The sequence below is a fragment of the Nakamurella sp. A5-74 genome (assembly GCF_040438885.1).
Classification (GTDB): domain Bacteria; phylum Actinomycetota; class Actinomycetes; order Mycobacteriales; family Nakamurellaceae; genus Nakamurella.
The window spans coordinates 3,567,465-3,583,512 of the sequence record NZ_CP159218.1; the positions used below are offsets into that span (position 1 = coordinate 3,567,465).

The 16,048-nt window shown below is 69.6% G+C and carries 15 protein-coding genes; 5 read left to right on the forward strand and 10 right to left on the reverse strand.

The window, feature by feature from the left end; genetic code table 11:
• Nucleotides 1–10 precede the first annotated feature (10 nt).
• Entirely contained in the window at nt 11–1,606 is a 1,596-nt protein-coding gene (locus ABLG96_RS16315) for an ABC-F family ATP-binding cassette domain-containing protein (RefSeq protein WP_353648386.1), read from the reverse strand.
• Nucleotides 1,607–1,754: 148 nt separating this feature from the next.
• Here ABLG96_RS16315 and ABLG96_RS16320 point away from each other — a divergent pair, with 148 nt between their 5' ends.
• Nucleotides 1,755–2,315, forward strand: a complete 561-nt coding sequence (locus ABLG96_RS16320) for a YceI family protein (RefSeq protein ID WP_353648387.1) — start codon at nt 1,755–1,757, stop codon at nt 2,313–2,315.
• A 177-nt stretch (nt 2,316–2,492) separates the two neighbouring features.
• Here the strand turns inward: ABLG96_RS16320 and ABLG96_RS16325 are convergent, their stop codons facing one another.
• The 4 genes from ABLG96_RS16325 to ABLG96_RS16340 are packed head-to-tail and all read right to left on the reverse strand — an operon-like array spanning nt 2,493 to nt 6,422.
• Nucleotides 2,493–3,008: a hypothetical protein gene (locus ABLG96_RS16325; RefSeq protein WP_353648388.1), complete on the reverse strand. Its 516-nt coding sequence runs from the start codon at nt 3,006–3,008 to the stop codon at nt 2,493–2,495.
• Nucleotides 3,005–4,432, reverse strand: coding sequence for a wax ester/triacylglycerol synthase family O-acyltransferase (locus ABLG96_RS16330; protein ID WP_353648389.1), 1,428 nt, complete (start codon nt 4,430–4,432; stop codon nt 3,005–3,007). Before ABLG96_RS16330 ends, ABLG96_RS16325 begins: the two co-directional genes overlap by 4 nt.
• A gap of 46 nt (nt 4,433–4,478) precedes the next feature.
• A complete protein-coding gene (locus tag ABLG96_RS16335) occupies nt 4,479–5,819 on the reverse strand; it encodes a chromosome partitioning protein (RefSeq protein ID WP_353648390.1) in 1,341 nt (446 codons plus the stop codon).
• A 3-nt stretch (nt 5,820–5,822) separates the two neighbouring features.
• Nucleotides 5,823–6,422 (reverse strand): SAF domain-containing protein, encoded by a 600-nt coding sequence (locus ABLG96_RS16340; RefSeq protein WP_353648391.1) that lies wholly within the window; start codon nt 6,420–6,422, stop codon nt 5,823–5,825.
• 270 nt (nt 6,423–6,692) lie between these two features.
• Here ABLG96_RS16340 and ABLG96_RS16345 point away from each other — a divergent pair, with 270 nt between their 5' ends.
• Nucleotides 6,693–6,926, forward strand: a complete 234-nt coding sequence (locus ABLG96_RS16345; protein ID WP_353648392.1) for a helix-turn-helix domain-containing protein — start codon at nt 6,693–6,695, stop codon at nt 6,924–6,926.
• A 60-nt stretch (nt 6,927–6,986) separates the two neighbouring features.
• Here the strand turns inward: ABLG96_RS16345 and ABLG96_RS16350 are convergent, their stop codons facing one another.
• On the reverse strand, nt 6,987–7,553 hold the full coding sequence (locus ABLG96_RS16350) for a hypothetical protein (protein ID WP_353648393.1): 567 nt from the start codon (nt 7,551–7,553) through the stop codon (nt 6,987–6,989).
• 184 nt (nt 7,554–7,737) lie between these two features.
• Here ABLG96_RS16350 and ABLG96_RS16355 point away from each other — a divergent pair, with 184 nt between their 5' ends.
• Nucleotides 7,738–8,745: a LysM peptidoglycan-binding domain-containing protein gene (locus tag ABLG96_RS16355; RefSeq protein WP_353648394.1), complete on the forward strand. Its 1,008-nt coding sequence runs from the start codon at nt 7,738–7,740 to the stop codon at nt 8,743–8,745.
• A gap of 64 nt (nt 8,746–8,809) precedes the next feature.
• Nucleotides 8,810–9,460, forward strand: a complete 651-nt coding sequence (locus ABLG96_RS16360) for an Rv3235 family protein (RefSeq protein WP_353648395.1) — start codon at nt 8,810–8,812, stop codon at nt 9,458–9,460.
• A gap of 102 nt (nt 9,461–9,562) precedes the next feature.
• Here ABLG96_RS16360 and secA read toward each other — a convergent pair whose 3' ends face one another.
• Both secA and raiA read right to left on the reverse strand, forming a co-directional pair.
• A complete protein-coding gene (secA, locus tag ABLG96_RS16365; protein WP_353648396.1) occupies nt 9,563–12,475 on the reverse strand; it encodes a preprotein translocase subunit SecA in 2,913 nt (970 codons plus the stop codon).
• Between the two features lie 170 nt (nt 12,476–12,645).
• Nucleotides 12,646–13,266, reverse strand: a complete 621-nt coding sequence (gene raiA / locus ABLG96_RS16370) for a ribosome-associated translation inhibitor RaiA (protein WP_353648397.1) — start codon at nt 13,264–13,266, stop codon at nt 12,646–12,648.
• Nucleotides 13,267–13,540: 274 nt separating this feature from the next.
• On the opposite strand from raiA, the gene ABLG96_RS16375 reads away from it, so the two are divergent.
• Nucleotides 13,541–14,836, forward strand: a complete 1,296-nt coding sequence (locus tag ABLG96_RS16375) for an MFS transporter (RefSeq protein WP_353648398.1) — start codon at nt 13,541–13,543, stop codon at nt 14,834–14,836.
• Between the two features lie 19 nt (nt 14,837–14,855).
• Here ABLG96_RS16375 and ABLG96_RS16380 read toward each other — a convergent pair whose 3' ends face one another.
• Both ABLG96_RS16380 and ABLG96_RS16385 read right to left on the reverse strand, forming a co-directional pair.
• A complete protein-coding gene (locus ABLG96_RS16380) occupies nt 14,856–15,236 on the reverse strand; it encodes a VOC family protein (RefSeq protein ID WP_353648399.1) in 381 nt (126 codons plus the stop codon).
• An 81-nt stretch (nt 15,237–15,317) separates the two neighbouring features.
• Nucleotides 15,318–15,929, reverse strand: coding sequence for a ComF family protein (locus ABLG96_RS16385; protein ID WP_353648400.1), 612 nt, complete (start codon nt 15,927–15,929; stop codon nt 15,318–15,320).
• Nucleotides 15,930–16,048 lie beyond the last annotated feature (119 nt).

Below are 16,048 nucleotides of genomic sequence, written 5' to 3' on the forward strand. Positions count from 1 at the left end.
GGTGTGCGCGTCAGGACAGCTGCACGCCGGCGATCTGGGCGACTCCACCGGCGCCGTCGAACGCGAGCTGCCGGAACGCGACCTTCTCGATGAAGAACCTGTCGTGACTGACCAGCACGACGGCGCCCGGGAAGGCCGTGAGCGCGCGCTCGAGCACCTGCGCGCTGGGCAGGTCGAGATGGTTGGTCGGCTCGTCCAGCACGATCACCCCGGCTCCCGACAGCAAGCACTGGGCCAGTGCGACACGCGCGCGCTGACCCCCGGAGAGCGTGCCGATCTTCTGCTTCTGGTCCAGTTCGGAGAACTGCAGCAGGGTCAGGAAGCGATGGACGTCCTTGCGGGTGGCGGTCAGCGCAAGGCTGTCAGGCATGCCGTTGACGGCGTGGGTGACGGTGTCGTCGTCGTCGAGGTCCGCCAGCATCCGGTTGTAGTGGACGAACGGCTGCCCCCGCGTCTTCCACTTCACCCGACCGGCATCAGCCTCCCGCGCACCAGTGAGGACATCCAGAAGTGTGCTCTTGCCGCAGCCGTTCGGGCCGGTGATGGCGATCCGGTCACCCCGTCCGAACTCGAACGAGACGTCCTCGAAGAGCACCCGTCCGTCCTGTGCCTTGGTCAGCCCGGTCACCTCGCACAGGCTGTCGTTCACATGCAGACCACCGTAGATCGCCGTGACCACGGCGTCGATCGAGCCCTTGGTCCGGCTCTTCTTGATGTTCGCCAGCCGCCGTTTCAGCACCCCCGACGGATTCTTCATCGCCTCCCGCCGATCGGCGATCGCCTCCTGCTCGTAGACGAGCAACTGCTGCTCGTTGCTGAACTCACGCTCGAGACTCTTGAGCCGGAACTGCTTCTGCTGCACGTAGTCGGCGTAGCTCCCCTCGTAGACCTGCAGGCGGTTGTTCTCGATCTCGACGATGCTGCTCGCCACCTGCTCGAGGAAGTGCCGATCATGCGAGACCACGAGCAGCCCGCCGCGGAACGTGCGCAGCCACCGCTCCAACCAGGCGATGCCGGCGACGTCCAGGAAGTTGGTCGGCTCGTCGAGCAGCAGCACGTCCGGCGCTTCCAGCAGGATCTTCGCCAACGCCGCGCGGTTGCGCCAGCCGCCGGACAGCTTGCCGACGGGCAGGTCCCGGTGGTCGGCATCGAACCCCAACTTCGACAGCACGGTGTCGATCTGCTGGTGGTAGGTCCACCCGCCGCCGCTCTCCATCGCCTCCAGCAGCTCGGCCTGTCGGTCCACGAGCCGATACATCTGCGCTTCGTCGATGTCTCCGCCGAGCTTCGCCTCGACCTCTCCCAACTCTGCCTCGATCGCACGCACTGCGGCGAACAAATTCTCCAGCTCGGTCTGGATGCTGGTGTCTCCGTCGAGCTCGGAGAACTGCGAGAAGTAGCCGATCCGGGCCCCTTCGGTGACGTCGAGGGTCCCCGTATCGGGTGCCACGCGGCCCAGCAGCACCTGCAGCAGGGTGGTCTTGCCGGTACCGTTCCGACCGATCAGCCCGACCCGATCGCCGTCGCTCAGGCGGAAGAAGACCTCCCTCAGCACGGTGCGCTGCTCGTAACCGACGGACACGTCGTTCAACCGGATCCAGCTCATCCCGGCAGCCTGCCAGACGCCCCGAGGTGACCCATCTCACGCCGGTTCGACGGTTGACGAGGAATGCGCGAGGATCGAATTCGTTGAACACTCATGAAACGGCATGGCGGGTCCGCCGGCCGCTCCACCTTCCGAAAGGGACATCGACATGACCACCAGCACCACCGCCATCGCCGCCGGCACCTGGACCGGCGACACCGTCCACTCCGACGTGTCGTTCAAGGTCCGCCACATGGCAGTCGGCAAGGCCCGCGGCAACTTCGAGCTGCTGTCGTCCACCCTGACGGTCGGCGCCGACGGCATCGAGGGCGCTTCGGTGACCGCCGTCATCGATGCCGCCTCGATCGAGACCAAGAACGAGCAGCGCAACGGCCACGTCAAGTCCGAGGACTTCCTGCACGTCGAGAAGCACCCGACCATGGAGTTCACCTCCACCGGTGTCAAGAACTTCGACGGCGAGGAGTTCACCCTCGCGGGCAACCTGACCCTGCACGGCGTCACCCAGCCGGTCGACCTGGCGGTCGAGTTCCTCGGCGCCACGACCGATGCCTACGGCGCGGAGCGAGCCGGCTTCTCCGCCACCACCTCGATCAGCCGCAAGGTCTTCGGGATCGACATCGAGATGGGCTTCGGCGCGGGCAACGCTGTCGTCGCCGACAAGATCGAGATCGCCCTCGAGCTGGAGTACACCCTCAACGCTGCTGAGTGAGCGACCGCAGCGTGTCCCGCCGTTGAGAGACTCGCCGGTGAAGCCACCACGCCGAACGACACGCAACTGAGCGACTGATGCACCGGGCCAAGACCCATTCGAGCCCAGTTCGCCGGATCATCTCCGGCGGACTGGGCTCGGTGCGTTCCCGGGCCCGTTCCGGGACCCCGGACCTGCTCAGCCCAGTTCCTCCAGCAGGAACCTGATCTCGTCCGGTGCATACCAGGCGAGCTCGTAGGACTCCGCCTCACCGACGACGAACTCGGCGTCCGGGTCGTCCAGGTCGGCCTCGTCGACGACCGCCACCGCCGCCCGCACCGCATCGGCGGCGTCCGCGCCGTCCAGGTGGACGGCGGCCACCTGCCGCCAGGTGATCTCCGCGTCCACCCTGACCGCTGCCCTGTCACCCTGCGGGTACTCGGTGACCGCGTCGACATCCGCCGCGATCACCACCCGCACGCCGGCCGCCGGATGGCCCCCGTCGGCACCGCCGGCTCCGTCCTCGCCGGCGAGCAGCCGTAGCGACGCCCGCGCGGCATCCGTCATCGCCAGGTACTCGAGCTCGTCCTCCTCTGCTGCCGGGTACTCGCTCCGCAGCGACGCGGTGACGCCGAACCCGACGGTCGCCGGCACGCTCCCGCGATCCGACGCCGTCCGCAGCTGCGTGACCGTCGACGGGATGTAGACCCTCACTGGTCCTCCTGGTGGTGTCGGGTGCCGGTGGATCGCGGCACGGTCTCGGCGGCCAGCTCCGCCAACGATTCGGCGAGCAGCTCGCTGAACTCGCCGGCGTCCGGGATGGCCTCCCGGTCACAGGTCAGCCCGAAGTGGACCTGCCCGTTGTACGACGTGCACGCCACCGCGAGTGCGTGCCCGAGCGCCAGCGGCGCGACCGGGTACATCGTCTGCACCCGGTGCCCGGCCACGTAGAGCGGGATCTGCGGCCCCGGGACGTTGGTGACCAGCAGGTTGTAGGACCGTCGGGACAGCTGCATGCCCAGGCGCGCGCCGAGCGCGTGCAGCGTGGGCGGTGAATAGCGGCCGAGGGCCATCAACGAGTCGGCGCCGACTCCGCGATCAGCAGCGGTGTGCTCGCGGGTGGCGAAGGCGATCTGGTGCAGCCGCATCACCGGGTTGGGTTCGCCGGTGGGCAGATCGAGCAGCAGGGACGAGACCGTCGAGGTTTCTGCGCGCCCCACCGACATCGGCACCAACGCACGCAGCGTGCCGCCGCCCGTCACGGCTTCCCCGCGGGAGAGCAGCCAGTTGCGCAACGCCCCGGCGATCACCGCCAGCACCACGTCGTGCACGGTGCCCTCGTGGCGGGTGCGGATCCGGCGGATCACGTCGAGCTCGGCGGAGAACCGACCGTAGCGACGCTGTCCCGTACCGGTGCCGCCCAACGCGGTCCGTGGCGCCGGCGACAGGGTCTGGCGCACGATGCCGGCCACACCGCCGGCGACGTCGCCCACCCGGGACATCGTCGACCGCAGATCGACGGCGGCCAACTTGAGCACGTCGATCAGCTCCGACGGACGGGCGGCCAGATCGGCTACGGCATCGACGAGCAGGTCGACGTCGGAGGGTTGCGGCCGCGGGATCCAGCCGCCGTCGGTGACCCGCTGCGCGGCGGGATCGAGGTCGAGGATCGCGGCGGCCAGATCGACCGCTCCCAGCCGGTCCACCAGCGCTTCGTGGGTCTTGTTGACCACCGCGACCCGACCGTCGGCCAGGCCCTCGATGATGTACATCTCCCACAGTGGCCGCGCCCGGTCCAGCGGCCGCGAGATGAGCCGGCCGATCAGATCGTCCAGCTGGGCGTCGGTGCCCGGACGGGGCAGTGCGGAACGCCGCACGTGGTAGGTCAGATCGAACTCGTCGTCGTCCACCCACACCGGGCGGGCCAGTCGACCCGGCACCATCCTGACCTTCTGGCGGTACCGCGGCACCAGCGAGATCCGGTCGGCGATGTGGCTGACGATGTCGTCGTAGCTGATCGGGCGGGCGCCGTCGGTGGTCGACCTCTCGAGCACCACCACTCCCCCGACGTGCATCGGGCTGCCTTCGTCCTGGGCATAGAGGAAGGCAGTGTCCGCTGCGGAGAGCCGGTCCGTCACCAGGTCATCGTGTCACGCGCCGGCGGTGGCGAGCAGCGGCCATCGCTCACCGGCTGCGGGCACCCCGCTGCCCACCTGAGCGTCGCGCAGTGGACTCGACCGTGCCGGACGGTGCTTGCGGCGAGAGGGCCCTGGCAAGCTGCGCGATCGCCGTCCTGGTCCGCGACGCGGGGGCGGCCTGCGACAACGGAAGCCCGTCGCGCCAGGCCCGGTCCGTCGCCTCCCTGTCCTCGGGGATCACCGCCATCACCTCGCTGCCGGTGAAACGGGAGACCGCGCCGACGGATTCCTGCACTCCGGCAGCGGAACCTCGTTGCCGGTTGAGCACGACCCTCGGGAACACCCCAGGCAGTACCAACTGCAATTCGGCGAGCCCACGGACCAGGCGTTCCATTCCGGGCGGATCGCACGAACCGACCGCGAGCACCAGGTCCGCCTCCTCGAGCACAGCCAGCGTCGCCCCATTGCGGCGCGGCGCCGCCGTGTCGTAGGAGATCTCCTCGTCGGTCTCGACGGCGAAGCCGCAGTCGACAACCACGACCTCGGCCTGCTGTCGCGCCAGGGTCAGGACCACCGGGATCGCCGACGGCCGCACCTCGGGCCAGCGATCTGCCCGCGCCACCCCGCTCAGGACCCGGATGGGACCGACCTGCCAGCACAGCGCCGCGAGCTGGGTCGCGTCCAGGCGGCCGTTCGCCGCCAGCCGACACGCGCCGGCCAGACCGGGCGACTCGTCCAGCAGTCCCAGCGCGCTGGACACCACACCCCCGTAGGTGTCGGCGTCGACGAGCATCGTGAGCATTCCCTGGTCGGCCAGCTCGGCGGCCAGGTTGAGGGCGATGGTCGTGCGCCCCGGAGCGCCGGTGGGTCCCCAGACGGCGATCACCCGACCCGGCGGCCGCGGAGTCGGCGCCGACAGTTCGACGGGGCCGGTCGCATCCATCGCCGACGCACGCGACGAGTTCGCGCCGAGTGCCGATCTCGGGTCGGCCAACGACACACTGCTGCCCTGGTCGCTCGAACCGAACTCCGCCACCGCCGTCCGGATCGCGTCGGCGACAGCCTCGGCGCCGAGATCGTCGGCCACCAGCATCGACACCCCGATGCGCTCCAACCGCTGTCTGCCGGCCGGATCATCACCCGGGTGGACACCGATCACCGCAACCCCGGAGGAACGCAACCGCTGGATGACATCGCTGGTCAGCTGCCGCAGGTCGGCGGCCAGCACGACCGCGGCCGCCTGCCCGGTGCCGGCCACGGCGAGCACCTCGGCGACGTCGACGCACCGACGGACCACCGTCAGCTGGGAGCCCGGTGCCGACAGTGCGCCGACCAATTCGTTCTCCCACTGGTGGCCGCCACCGGCGGTCAGCACACCGTCCGACATTGCTCAGCCCGCCGGGTGCAGGAGAATCTTGAGGGTGCCGGTGGACAGTTGGGTGACCAGCTCCTGTGCCCTCTTCGTCGGCAACCGGACAACCACCTGGTAGCCGCTGCTGCCGGCGCCGGACAGACCCCCGCTGGACGGCGCGGTGACCTCCTGGACGGTGAGGTCCGCGGCTGCCGGCTTCGTGGTGAGATCGGCGCCCGAACCTTGCACCAGATAGACGTCGATCACCGATCCGCGCGTCAGGCCTGGCAGCATCTGGTCGCCGGCCACCGTGAGCGCGAGCAACCGGGTGTCGGCCACCGGATCGCCGACCGCGGCCACCGGCACGATCTCCCCCGCCCCGAGCGCCCTGGTCAACTGCTTGCCGACGATCGCAGCGCTGGAGCCGAAGTAGCGCCCGGCGGTGTCGTCGAGGTTGACCTCGATCTCGGCCAGGTCGGCGCCGGTCAGCATGGTGCCGGCCTGCAGGTCGGTCGTGGTCGCCCAGACCGTCGACAGCTGACGTTGGGCGCCGACCACCCTGGACCCCAGGACGACCGCGCCGACGACCACCAGCACCCCGAGCACGACCCTGGTGTTCAGCCACTTCGGCCTGCTCATCCGTCTCGGGGACGGGGCTGCCGGGATCCGCGGATCGGGTCGCGACCCACCCACGTCGTTCCCACCGACCGTCATCAACGCTCCCCCCGGACCATCCACCACTCTGCCTGGCCGGAGCCTGCCGGATCGCCCGATGGTGTGCAACTCGACCGGCGCGCGTGTGGACAACTCACGGGGTGGCCAGGAACCTCGTCATACTGGGTCCAGCAACACGGCGCGAAGTGCCGGCCCTGGGAGCCGGTAGTGCTGCGACTCGGGAGGACTTCATCGATGGCGAACGATCGGTTCCTGACGTTGGCCGACGTCGCCGACGTCCTGAACATCTCCGCGTCGCAGACCTATGCGCTGGTCCGCAGTGGCGACCTGCAGGGGATCCAGATCGGCGGCCGCAACCAGTGGCGGGTCGAACGCAGCAAGCTGGAGGACTACATCGAACGCGCCTACCGGCGGACCGAGGAAGCACTCGTCGAGGCGCCGCAGACGCTGGCCGAGAGCGAGAGCTGAGCGGCCGATCCGCACGCCCGGGGCCGGTCGGTCCTCGACTCGCGCACCTCAACTCCTCGGTCAGTTCAGCGGCTGGGCACGGACGAACATCACCGCGCCCAGCGGGATCACCACCACCTGCCGGACGGCGTTCGCCCGGCGCACCTCCCACGCCGGGTGCAGTGCGAGCTCACAGAAGTCGGCGCCCACCCTGTCCAGGGTTCCGGTCAGCTCCGCTCCACCGTCCCCGCCGGGGATCACCACCGCGACCGGCGACCGGTCGCGGACCAGACCCCGCAGCGCCGAGGTCAACGTCAACTTTCCGGCGATCGCCCCGAGCGGTTGACCGGCGGCCGCCGCCAGACCCTCCAGCATGCTCACCGATGCCAGCGGGAGCACCACGTCACGACCAGCGGACTCGTCGATGAGTAGCCAATCCGGTCCGACCTGTCGCAGGATCCCGCTGATCCCGGTCCCGGCTGCTGTCGTGGCGCGGATCGGGGTACCGACGGCCGGCACCAAGCGGGCCACCAGCCCCACTCCACCGAACTCGATCCGCTGACGTTCTGCCACCTCGGCCAGTGCTCCGGCCTCCGCGAACGCGTCGAACTGTGCCTCGAGGTCTCCGAACAGCTGCTCCCACCGCATGCACCAACGGTGGCACATACGGCGCCGGGGCGCCCGATCTGCGTCTGTCGCCCGTGCTGAGCCTTCACTCGTTCGTTTGAACTCGTTTGCCTCGACTTGACGGCATTCCGCCCGATCTGATTCACTTTGATTTGTGCCAAACGACATCAAACGCAGCGATCAGCCCGCAAAGGCGCTCGATCGAATGCGACTGCCTGCACTGCTGCTGGCCGTGGGCACCGCGACCCTGCTGGTCCCGCTGCCGTGGCGGATCGCCGCCGACCTGAGCGCCCGCGAGGTCACGTCGGGTCGTGATCTCGACAGCGTGCTGACCGCGCTGACGCTCGGAGGTGCCTCGATCGCGGTCTGGCTGCTGCTCGGCTGGGTGCTCGTGATCGGTGTTCTCACGCTCGTTGCCAACGCCCCCGGTGCTCTCGGCCGAGTGGCACGCAGTGCGCTGGCCCGGATCACGCCCGGATTCCTCCGTCGCAGCATCGCGATCGGCATGAGCGTGGGCGCACTCACCGGGGTGGCCACCAGCACGGCACCCACCGTCGCGGGCACAGCCGTCGCGGGCACCGCCGTCGCCACGATCAGCATCGGCGGCTCTGCACCAGCGCCGGGACCGCTGGTGCCCGCCGGTCAGCTCGCGGGCTCGATCACCCGGGTGGCGTCCGCGGTGGCGACGGGTGCAGATCGGGTGGGCGACCACGCGACCACCGCACCCGCCGCGCGGGTCTGCCTGCTGCTGTCCGCTGACGGGCAGCAGGACGGCGTCTCCTGGCCGACCGGGGAGACGGCGACATCGAGGACCGCTGGATCCGCGCCGGCGGCACCGGGAACGGCGGCACGGGGAACAGCGGCACGGGGAACGGCTGCGCCGGGACCGACGGCATCGGGGACAGCTGCACGAGGGGTGCCGTCCCCGGCGTCCGCCGGCGAGATCAACCTCGACTGGCCTGTGCACCGTCCGTCGATGACGTCGCGCGCTCCGGTGGACCTGGACTGGCCGATGCCGACGACGGTCGTCGTCCATCGTGGCGACACGCTGTGGTCGATCGCGGCTCGCCAGCTCGGCCCGGACGCCACCGACGCCCAGATCGACAGTGCCTGGCACCGCTGGTACGGGGCGAACCGCGGGGTGATCGGGGACGACCCCGACGTGATCCTGCCCGGCCAGGAACTCAACGCCCCACCCGCGCAGACGCCATGATCTTCCGCTCCTCAGCTCCTCCGGCCGCTGCCGACATCCGACCATCCACCGCAAGGAGAGCTCGATGAGCACCGCACTCGCTCCGGCCACCGAGGCCACTTCCATCTCCCCCGTCGGCCCAATCCCGGCCGGCCCGCGGGTCCGCCGGACCCGTCGGTCCCAGCCGGGTCGGCCGCGGCTGATCGCCGTCCCCGATGCCGAGCCACCGTTCGACGACGAACGCCGCAGCGTCGATCGGATCCGCCGGGCTGTCCCCCGGCGCCCGGTGGCTCTGGCCGATCCGGATGCGCATGCGCCGGCGACCGCGTTCCGAGCGGCGGGGACTGCAGCCGCCCCGCTCATCGCTGCCGACGTCCCCGACCTGTCCTACGCGCCCGACTTCGGCGTGGAGCAGACCCCCAGCTCCCAGCTACCGCCAGCGGCGAAGGTTGCGGTGACGCTCGGGCGGGCGTTGATCGAGACGCTCACCGGGGTCCGCCCGATCGCCCAGCTACGTTCCCACTGCACGCCGCCGGTCTTCGCCGGACTGCAGCGACACATCCCGCTCACCGGGCGGGGCCTGGCGCGGGTGCAGTCGGTGCACACGAGTGAACCCTCCGACGGGGTCGCTGAAGTATGCCTGGTGCTCCGACGCGGTGATCGCTGCCGCGCCATCGCATTCCGGATGACCGGCCTGGACGGACGGTGGCGGATCACAGCACTGCAGGTCGGCTGAGCTGCCCCGCCGCGCCTGACCGCGGCGGGGTAGGACGAGGCCCCCACCGGATTCCGGTGGGGGCCTCGACTGGTTCAGCAGCAGCGGTTCAGCGGGCGCGGCTCAGACGGCGCCGGGGCGGCCGTGGCACTGCTTGTACTTCTTGCCGGATCCGCAGTGGCACGGCGCATTGCGTGCCGGCTCCTTGGTGTCCTGCGCGGTGCGCGACGCCTTGCCGGACGGCCTGGCGCCGGTCTGAGTTGCTTCGCCGTCCTCACCGGGGCCGGAGAAACTCAGTGCCGACGACGTCGGCGCATCGCCGGCGAGTCCCTTGGCGCGCAACGCCTTCGGAGCTTCCGCGGGCTTCGACGGGGCCGGAGCTACCGCGACCTCATCGGTCGGCAGGGCCGCGATCGGGCGCTGCCGGCGGCGTTTGGCAGACGGCAGGGCCTTGCCGGTGCTGCCGCCCTCCGGGGTGCCGTCGGCGGCGACCGCTGGCACCTGGGACGGGAGCTGACCACCGGAACCCTCGGTGGTGGTGGTGGCGCCGTCCTCGGCGACCACCTGCACCTGCAGGTTGAACAGGAAGCCGACCGACTCCTCCTTGAGCGAGTCGAGCATGGCGGCGAACATGTCGAAGCCCTCGCGCTGGTACTCCACCAACGGATCGCGCTGGGCCATCGCGCGCAGCCCGATGCCCTCCTTGAGGTAGTCCATCTCGTAGAGGTGCTCGCGCCACTTCCGGTCCAGGACCGACAGCACGACGCGGCGCTCCAGCTCGCGGGTGACTTCGGGGGTCAGGGTCTCCTCACGTTCGTCGTAGGCGCGTCGCGCGTCCTCGGTCACCAGCTCGGTGATCCGCTCGGCCGTCAGCTCACCGGTCTCGGCGATCTCGGCAGATGTCGTCTTCACCGGGTACAGCGTCTTGAGCGCCGCCCAGAGGGTGTCGAGGTCCCAGTCCTCGGCGAAGCCGGTGTCGGTCGCGCCGGAGACGTAGGCCTTGACGACGTCATCGATCATGCTGCGGACCTGATCGTGCAGGTCCTCACCCTCGAGCACCCGCTTGCGCTCGTCGTAGATGACGGTGCGCTGCAGGTTCATCACCTCGTCGTACTTGAGGACGTTCTTGCGGATCTCGAAGTTCTGCTGTTCGACCTGGGTCTGCGCGCTCTTGATCGCCTTGGAGACGAACTTGTGCTCGATCGGCATGTCGTCATCGACACCGAGTCGCATCATCATCATGTCGACGGCGTTGCCGCCCACCCGCTGCATCAACTCGTCACCGAGCGAGAGGTAGAAGCGCGACTCCCCTGGGTCACCCTGACGGCCGGACCGGCCGCGCAGCTGGTTGTCGATGCGCCGGGCCTCGTGCCGTTCGGTTCCGAGCACGTACAGGCCACCGGCCTTGCGGACCTTGTCAGCCTCGGTCTTCGACTTCTTGGTCGCCTCCTCCAGGGCCTCGGGCCACCCGGCCTCGTACTCCTCCGGCGTCTCCAGCGGGTTGAGGTCGCGGGCCCGCAGATCGAGGTCGGCCTGGAAGTCCGGGTTTCCGCCCAGGATGATGTCGGTCCCTCGGCCGGCCATGTTGGTGGCGACGGTGACGGCGCCGGCGCGCCCGGCCTGCGCGATGATCTGCGCCTCCCTGGCGTGGTTCTTCGCGTTGAGCACCTCGTGCGGAACGCCGGCGCGCAACAGCAGCTTGCTGAGCTTCTCGGACTTCGCGACGGACGCGGTGCCGACCAGCACCGGCTGGCCGTTCTCGTGGCGCTCGGTGATGTCGGCGACGACCGCGTCGAACTTCGCGTCCTCGGCCCGGTAGATCAGATCGGTCTGGTCGAGCCGGACGACGGGCTTGTTCGACGGGATCGGGACGACTCCGAGCTTGTACGTCTGGTGCAGCTCGGAGGCCTCGGTCTGCGCGGTACCCGTCATGCCGGCGAGCTTCTCGTACAGCCGGAAGTAGTTCTGCAGGGTGATCGTGGCGAGCGTCTGGTTCTCCGCCTTGATCTCCACACCCTCCTTGGCCTCGATCGCCTGGTGCATGCCCTCGTTGTACCGGCGGCCGTGCAGCACGCGACCGGTGAACTCGTCGACGATGAGCACCTCGCCGGAGACCACGATGTAGTCGCGGTCCTTCTTGTAGAGCTCCTTGACCTTGAGCGCATTGTTGAGGAAGCCGACCAGCGGGGTGTTGACCGATTCGTAGAGGTTCTCGATCCCGAAGGCCTTCTCCACCTTGGCGACCCCGGCCTCGGTGACACCGACGGTGCGCTTGGACTCGTCGACCTCGTAGTCGACGTCCTTGGCCATCCGCGGCGTGAGGCGGGCGAACTCGACGTACCACTTGGAGCTCTGGTCGGCCGGGCCGGAGATGATCAGCGGCGTCCTGGCCTCGTCGATGAGGATCGAATCGACCTCGTCGACGATGGCGAAGTGGTGACCGCGCTGCACGAGGTCGTTCAGCGACCAGGCCATGTTGTCGCGCAGGTAGTCGAAGCCGAACTCGTTGTTGGTGCCGTAGGTGATGTCAGCGTGGTACTGCTCGCGCCGGACGTCCGGCGTCTGCTGCGCCAGGATGATTCCCGTCTCCATGCCGAGGAAGGTGAACACCCGGCCCATCCACTCGGCCTGGTACTTGGCCAGGTAGTCGTTGACGGTGACCAGGTGCGCGCCCTTGCCCTGCAACGCATTGAGGTACAGCGGCATGGTGGCCACCAGGGTCTTGCCCTCACCGGTCTTCATCTCCGCGACGTTGCCGAGGTGCAGGGCGGCGCCGCCCATCAGCTGGACGTCGTAGTGCCGCTGACCCAGGGTGCGCTTGGCGGCCTCGCGGACCGTGGCGAAGGCCTCCGGCAGCAGGTCGTCCAGCGACTCGCCGTCAGCGAGCCGTTGCTTGTACTTGTCCGTCAGTTCCCGCAGCTCGGTGTCGCTGAGCTTCTCGTAGTCGGGTTCCAGGGAGTTGATGTGCGCAGCGATGGCAGCCAACCGCTTGACCGTCTTCGCCTCGCCGACCCGTAGCAATCGGGACAGAACCACGTTCGCACCCTCGTCTTTGTCCAGCCCCGCGCCGGTGGGCACAGGGGTGTCCGCCGCCGGGTGCGTCGGCCGGGTCGCAGAATCCCGATCGGCCGGCGCACTCGGCGCGGACACGCGTCACAACCGGGAGCACTCCAGTGGTGCCCCCACGTCGCGCTCCATCGTAGGCGTTACGACGCTGCGACGTCGGCCACCTCGGCTGCAGCGTCGTCCGCCAGGCGGAGCAGGCCGTAGTCGAAACCCACCCGTCGGTACACGACCGAACTGAGCCCGGTCTCGGCGTCCTTGAAGAGATAGAAGTCGTGACCGACGAGCTCCATCTGGTAGAGAGCCTGGTCGACGGTGATCGGGAGGCCCGGGTGGTCCTTGACCCGCACGATCCTGCCCGGGACGTGTCCTTCCTCCACGCTCTCGGCGTTCTCCGTCGCGGGATCCGACGGCAGGAGCTCGTCCGGCGTTGCCGCCACCGCGGACGCCGGGGTGCGCTCGCGACTGCGGCGCCGGTCGGCTGCCTTGCGCAGCTGGCTCTCCAGCTTGTGCGAGGCCGCGTCCAGCGCGGAGTAGAAGCTGTCGGCGCAGGCTTCGGCCCGGACGGCGGGGCCTTTGGACCCGAGAGTGATCTGCACCTTCTGCGCGGTCTTGGCCAGGCGGGGATTCGTTTCGTGCGACAGCTCGACATCGACCCGGATGATCTTCGCGTCGTACCGTTCCGTCTTGCTCAGCTTCTCGGCCACATGGGTCCGGAAATGCTCCGGAACCTCCACGTTGCGGCCTTTGACGACGATCTCCACGCAGACCTCCTGAACTCTGGCGGCCGGGGTGACACCTGCGTCGAAAGTCCCGGCTCGCGCGTCGGGAATGTCCTTGTGAACCTACCGGTGATGTCCGCTTTGGCAAGCGACACCTGGCTCGGCGGAGGGTGGTCACAGAACACTCGCAACCGACTGACGCGCGCATCGCACCCAGCGTCCGACCGGGGGTGGGTCGCAGTCTGCTCGGCGACCCGGTCCCGGCACCCGGCGGCGCCGTTTCGCGCATCGAGGCCGATGGTGCAACGGTAGGCGGATGGTCGACACACCCATCACCCTCCGCGCTCCCCGGCCGACCGACTCCGACCGGGCGCGCGCCCGCAAGGCCGTCGTCGCGTCGTCGATCGGCAACGCCCTCGAGTGGTTCGACATCATCGTCTACTCGAGCTTCGCGACCGTGATCGCGAGGGTGTTCTTCCCCGGGCTGTCCGGGTTCGCCGGCCTGATGATGTCGTTCCTGTTGTTCGCGGTGACCTACCTGATCCGGCCGGTGGGCGCCGCCGTGATCGGGAACTACGCCGACCGCGTCGGACGCAAGAAGGCGCTCTCGCTCACCATCATCGCGATGATGATCGGCACCCTGCTGATGGCGGTGGCGCCGTCCGCGGCCGCCATCGGTCCGGTCGCCGCCGGGCTGTGGCTGCTCGTGTCGCGGTTGATCCAGGGCTTCTCCGCGGGCGGGGAGTTCGGCACCGCCACCACCTTCCTGGTGGAGAGCGCCCCGGACCGCAAGGGCTTCTACGGAAGCTGGCAGGTGGCCACCCAGGGTGCGGCGATGTTCCTGGCGTCGCTGTTCGGGCTGGTCATCTTCACCCAACTGACCCCGGCCCAGATCGACTCATGGGGGTGGCGGGTGCCGTTCTTCTTCGGCGTGCTGATCGGCCCCGTCGGCTGGTACATCCGCCGCAAGATGGACGAGACCGCGGAGTTCACCGATGCGGAGAAGGTGAAGTCGCCGCTCGGCTCCGCGCTGACCACCCACCTGACGAGGGTGCTCGCCTCCGCCGGCATCGTCGGACTGGCCTCCATCTCCGTCTACCTGATCCTGTACATGCCCACCTACAGCGTGAAGAGCCTGGGGCTGCCCTCCTATGCGGGGTATCTCGGGGGCATCATCGCCGGTCTGGTGACCCTCTGCGGTACCCCGTTCGTCGGCAAGCTCGCCGACCGGGTGGGTGCCGGTCGGGTGATGACGATTGCTGCGGCCGCTGCCGCAGTGTTCGCCTGGCCGCTGTTCAAGATCCTCAACACCTGGCCGTCCGTCGGCACCCTCACGGTGGTGCAGATCGGCTTCGGCATCCTGATGGCGCTGTACTTCGGCCCCCTGCCGGCGCTGTACGCAGACCTGTTCCCGACCGCGGTGCGCACCACCGGGATGGCCGTCGGCTACAACATCGGCGTGCTGCTGTTCGGCGGTTTCGCCGGGTTGATCTTCACCGCGCTGATCGAGTGGACCGGCTCGAACATGTCGCTGATCTACTACTTCATCGCTGTGGCGCTGCTGTCGCTGGTCGCCGTGGTCGTCGCGCGCAGATCGTTCGGATTGCGCTGACGGGAACGGCGAGCCCGGATCAGAGCGGATCCAGGCGAGAGCGCAGCAGGCAGAACTCGTTGCCCTCCGGGTCCAGGAGCACGTGCCAGGACTCCCGACCGGTCTGACCGATGTCCGCGGGACGGGCGCCCAGCGCGAGCAGCCGGGTGAGCTCGGCGTCCTGGTCGCGGTCGGTGGCGTTGACGTCGATGTGCAGCCGGGACTTCCCCGGCTCGGGCTCTTCTCGGGTGCTGAGGAAGATCGTCGGTTGCCCCCCGGCGGATCCCGCACCAGAGCCGATCTCCACGGAGCCGTCGTCCTCACGACCCAGCACCACGAAGTCCAGCACCTCGCACCAGAACTGCGCCATGACCTCGGCATCGCGACAGCCGAGGACCAGCTCGCCGATCCGACAGGCCATGGAGAATCACCTGCTTCCTGCCGCCGCGTGCCCGGCCGCTGGGCGACCGGCCGCTGCGTGAGCCGCCGGGGTCGGGTGCTGTCACCGTACTGATCGGAACTTCGGCACGCTGGCGACGGTCAGCACCAGCCCTACCTCGGCGCCGTGCCGGGACAGCGCGGCGCAGGCGGCCACCATGGTGGCACCGGTGGTCAACACGTCGTCGAGCAGGACGATCTGCCCAGGCTCCTCGGGAAGTCGACCGCGGAAGCGGACCCGCCCGGCCAAATTGCCGGCACGCGCCGACGCGTCGAGCCCGGCCTGGTCCGCCGCCGACCGCGCGGTGGACAGCACGGGAGCGACCGCCGCGGTGAGGCCCGCCCCGGCCAGCGACGCGGCAGCCGCCCGCGCCATCCGGTGCACCGGATCGCCGCCCCGGCGTCTCGCGGCGGATGGCTTCGTCGGCGCCGGGACCAGCGTCACCCGGTCCGGCACCAGGCCGACCCCGTGCAGTCGGAGCAGGCCGTCCCCGAGGGCCGTGCCGAGCATGGGCGGCAGGTCGCGGCGCCCGCGCTCCTTGCCGGCGATCACCGCGGCCCGCACTCCTGCCGTGTACCGGCACAGGGCCCGGACCGACGGCAGCGGCCCCGCCTCGGCCAGTGCCTCCACCGCCGCCTCCGTCAGCACCGGCTCCCTGGGGCGCCCGCCCAGCACCGCCCGGCACCCCGCGCAGAACGGCCCGGCCCTTCCGCAGCCCGGACAGGGCAGCGGCAGCACCAGCTCAACCAGGGCGCCACCGAGCCCGCACAGCTGCCGCCACACCGTTGCCGGGG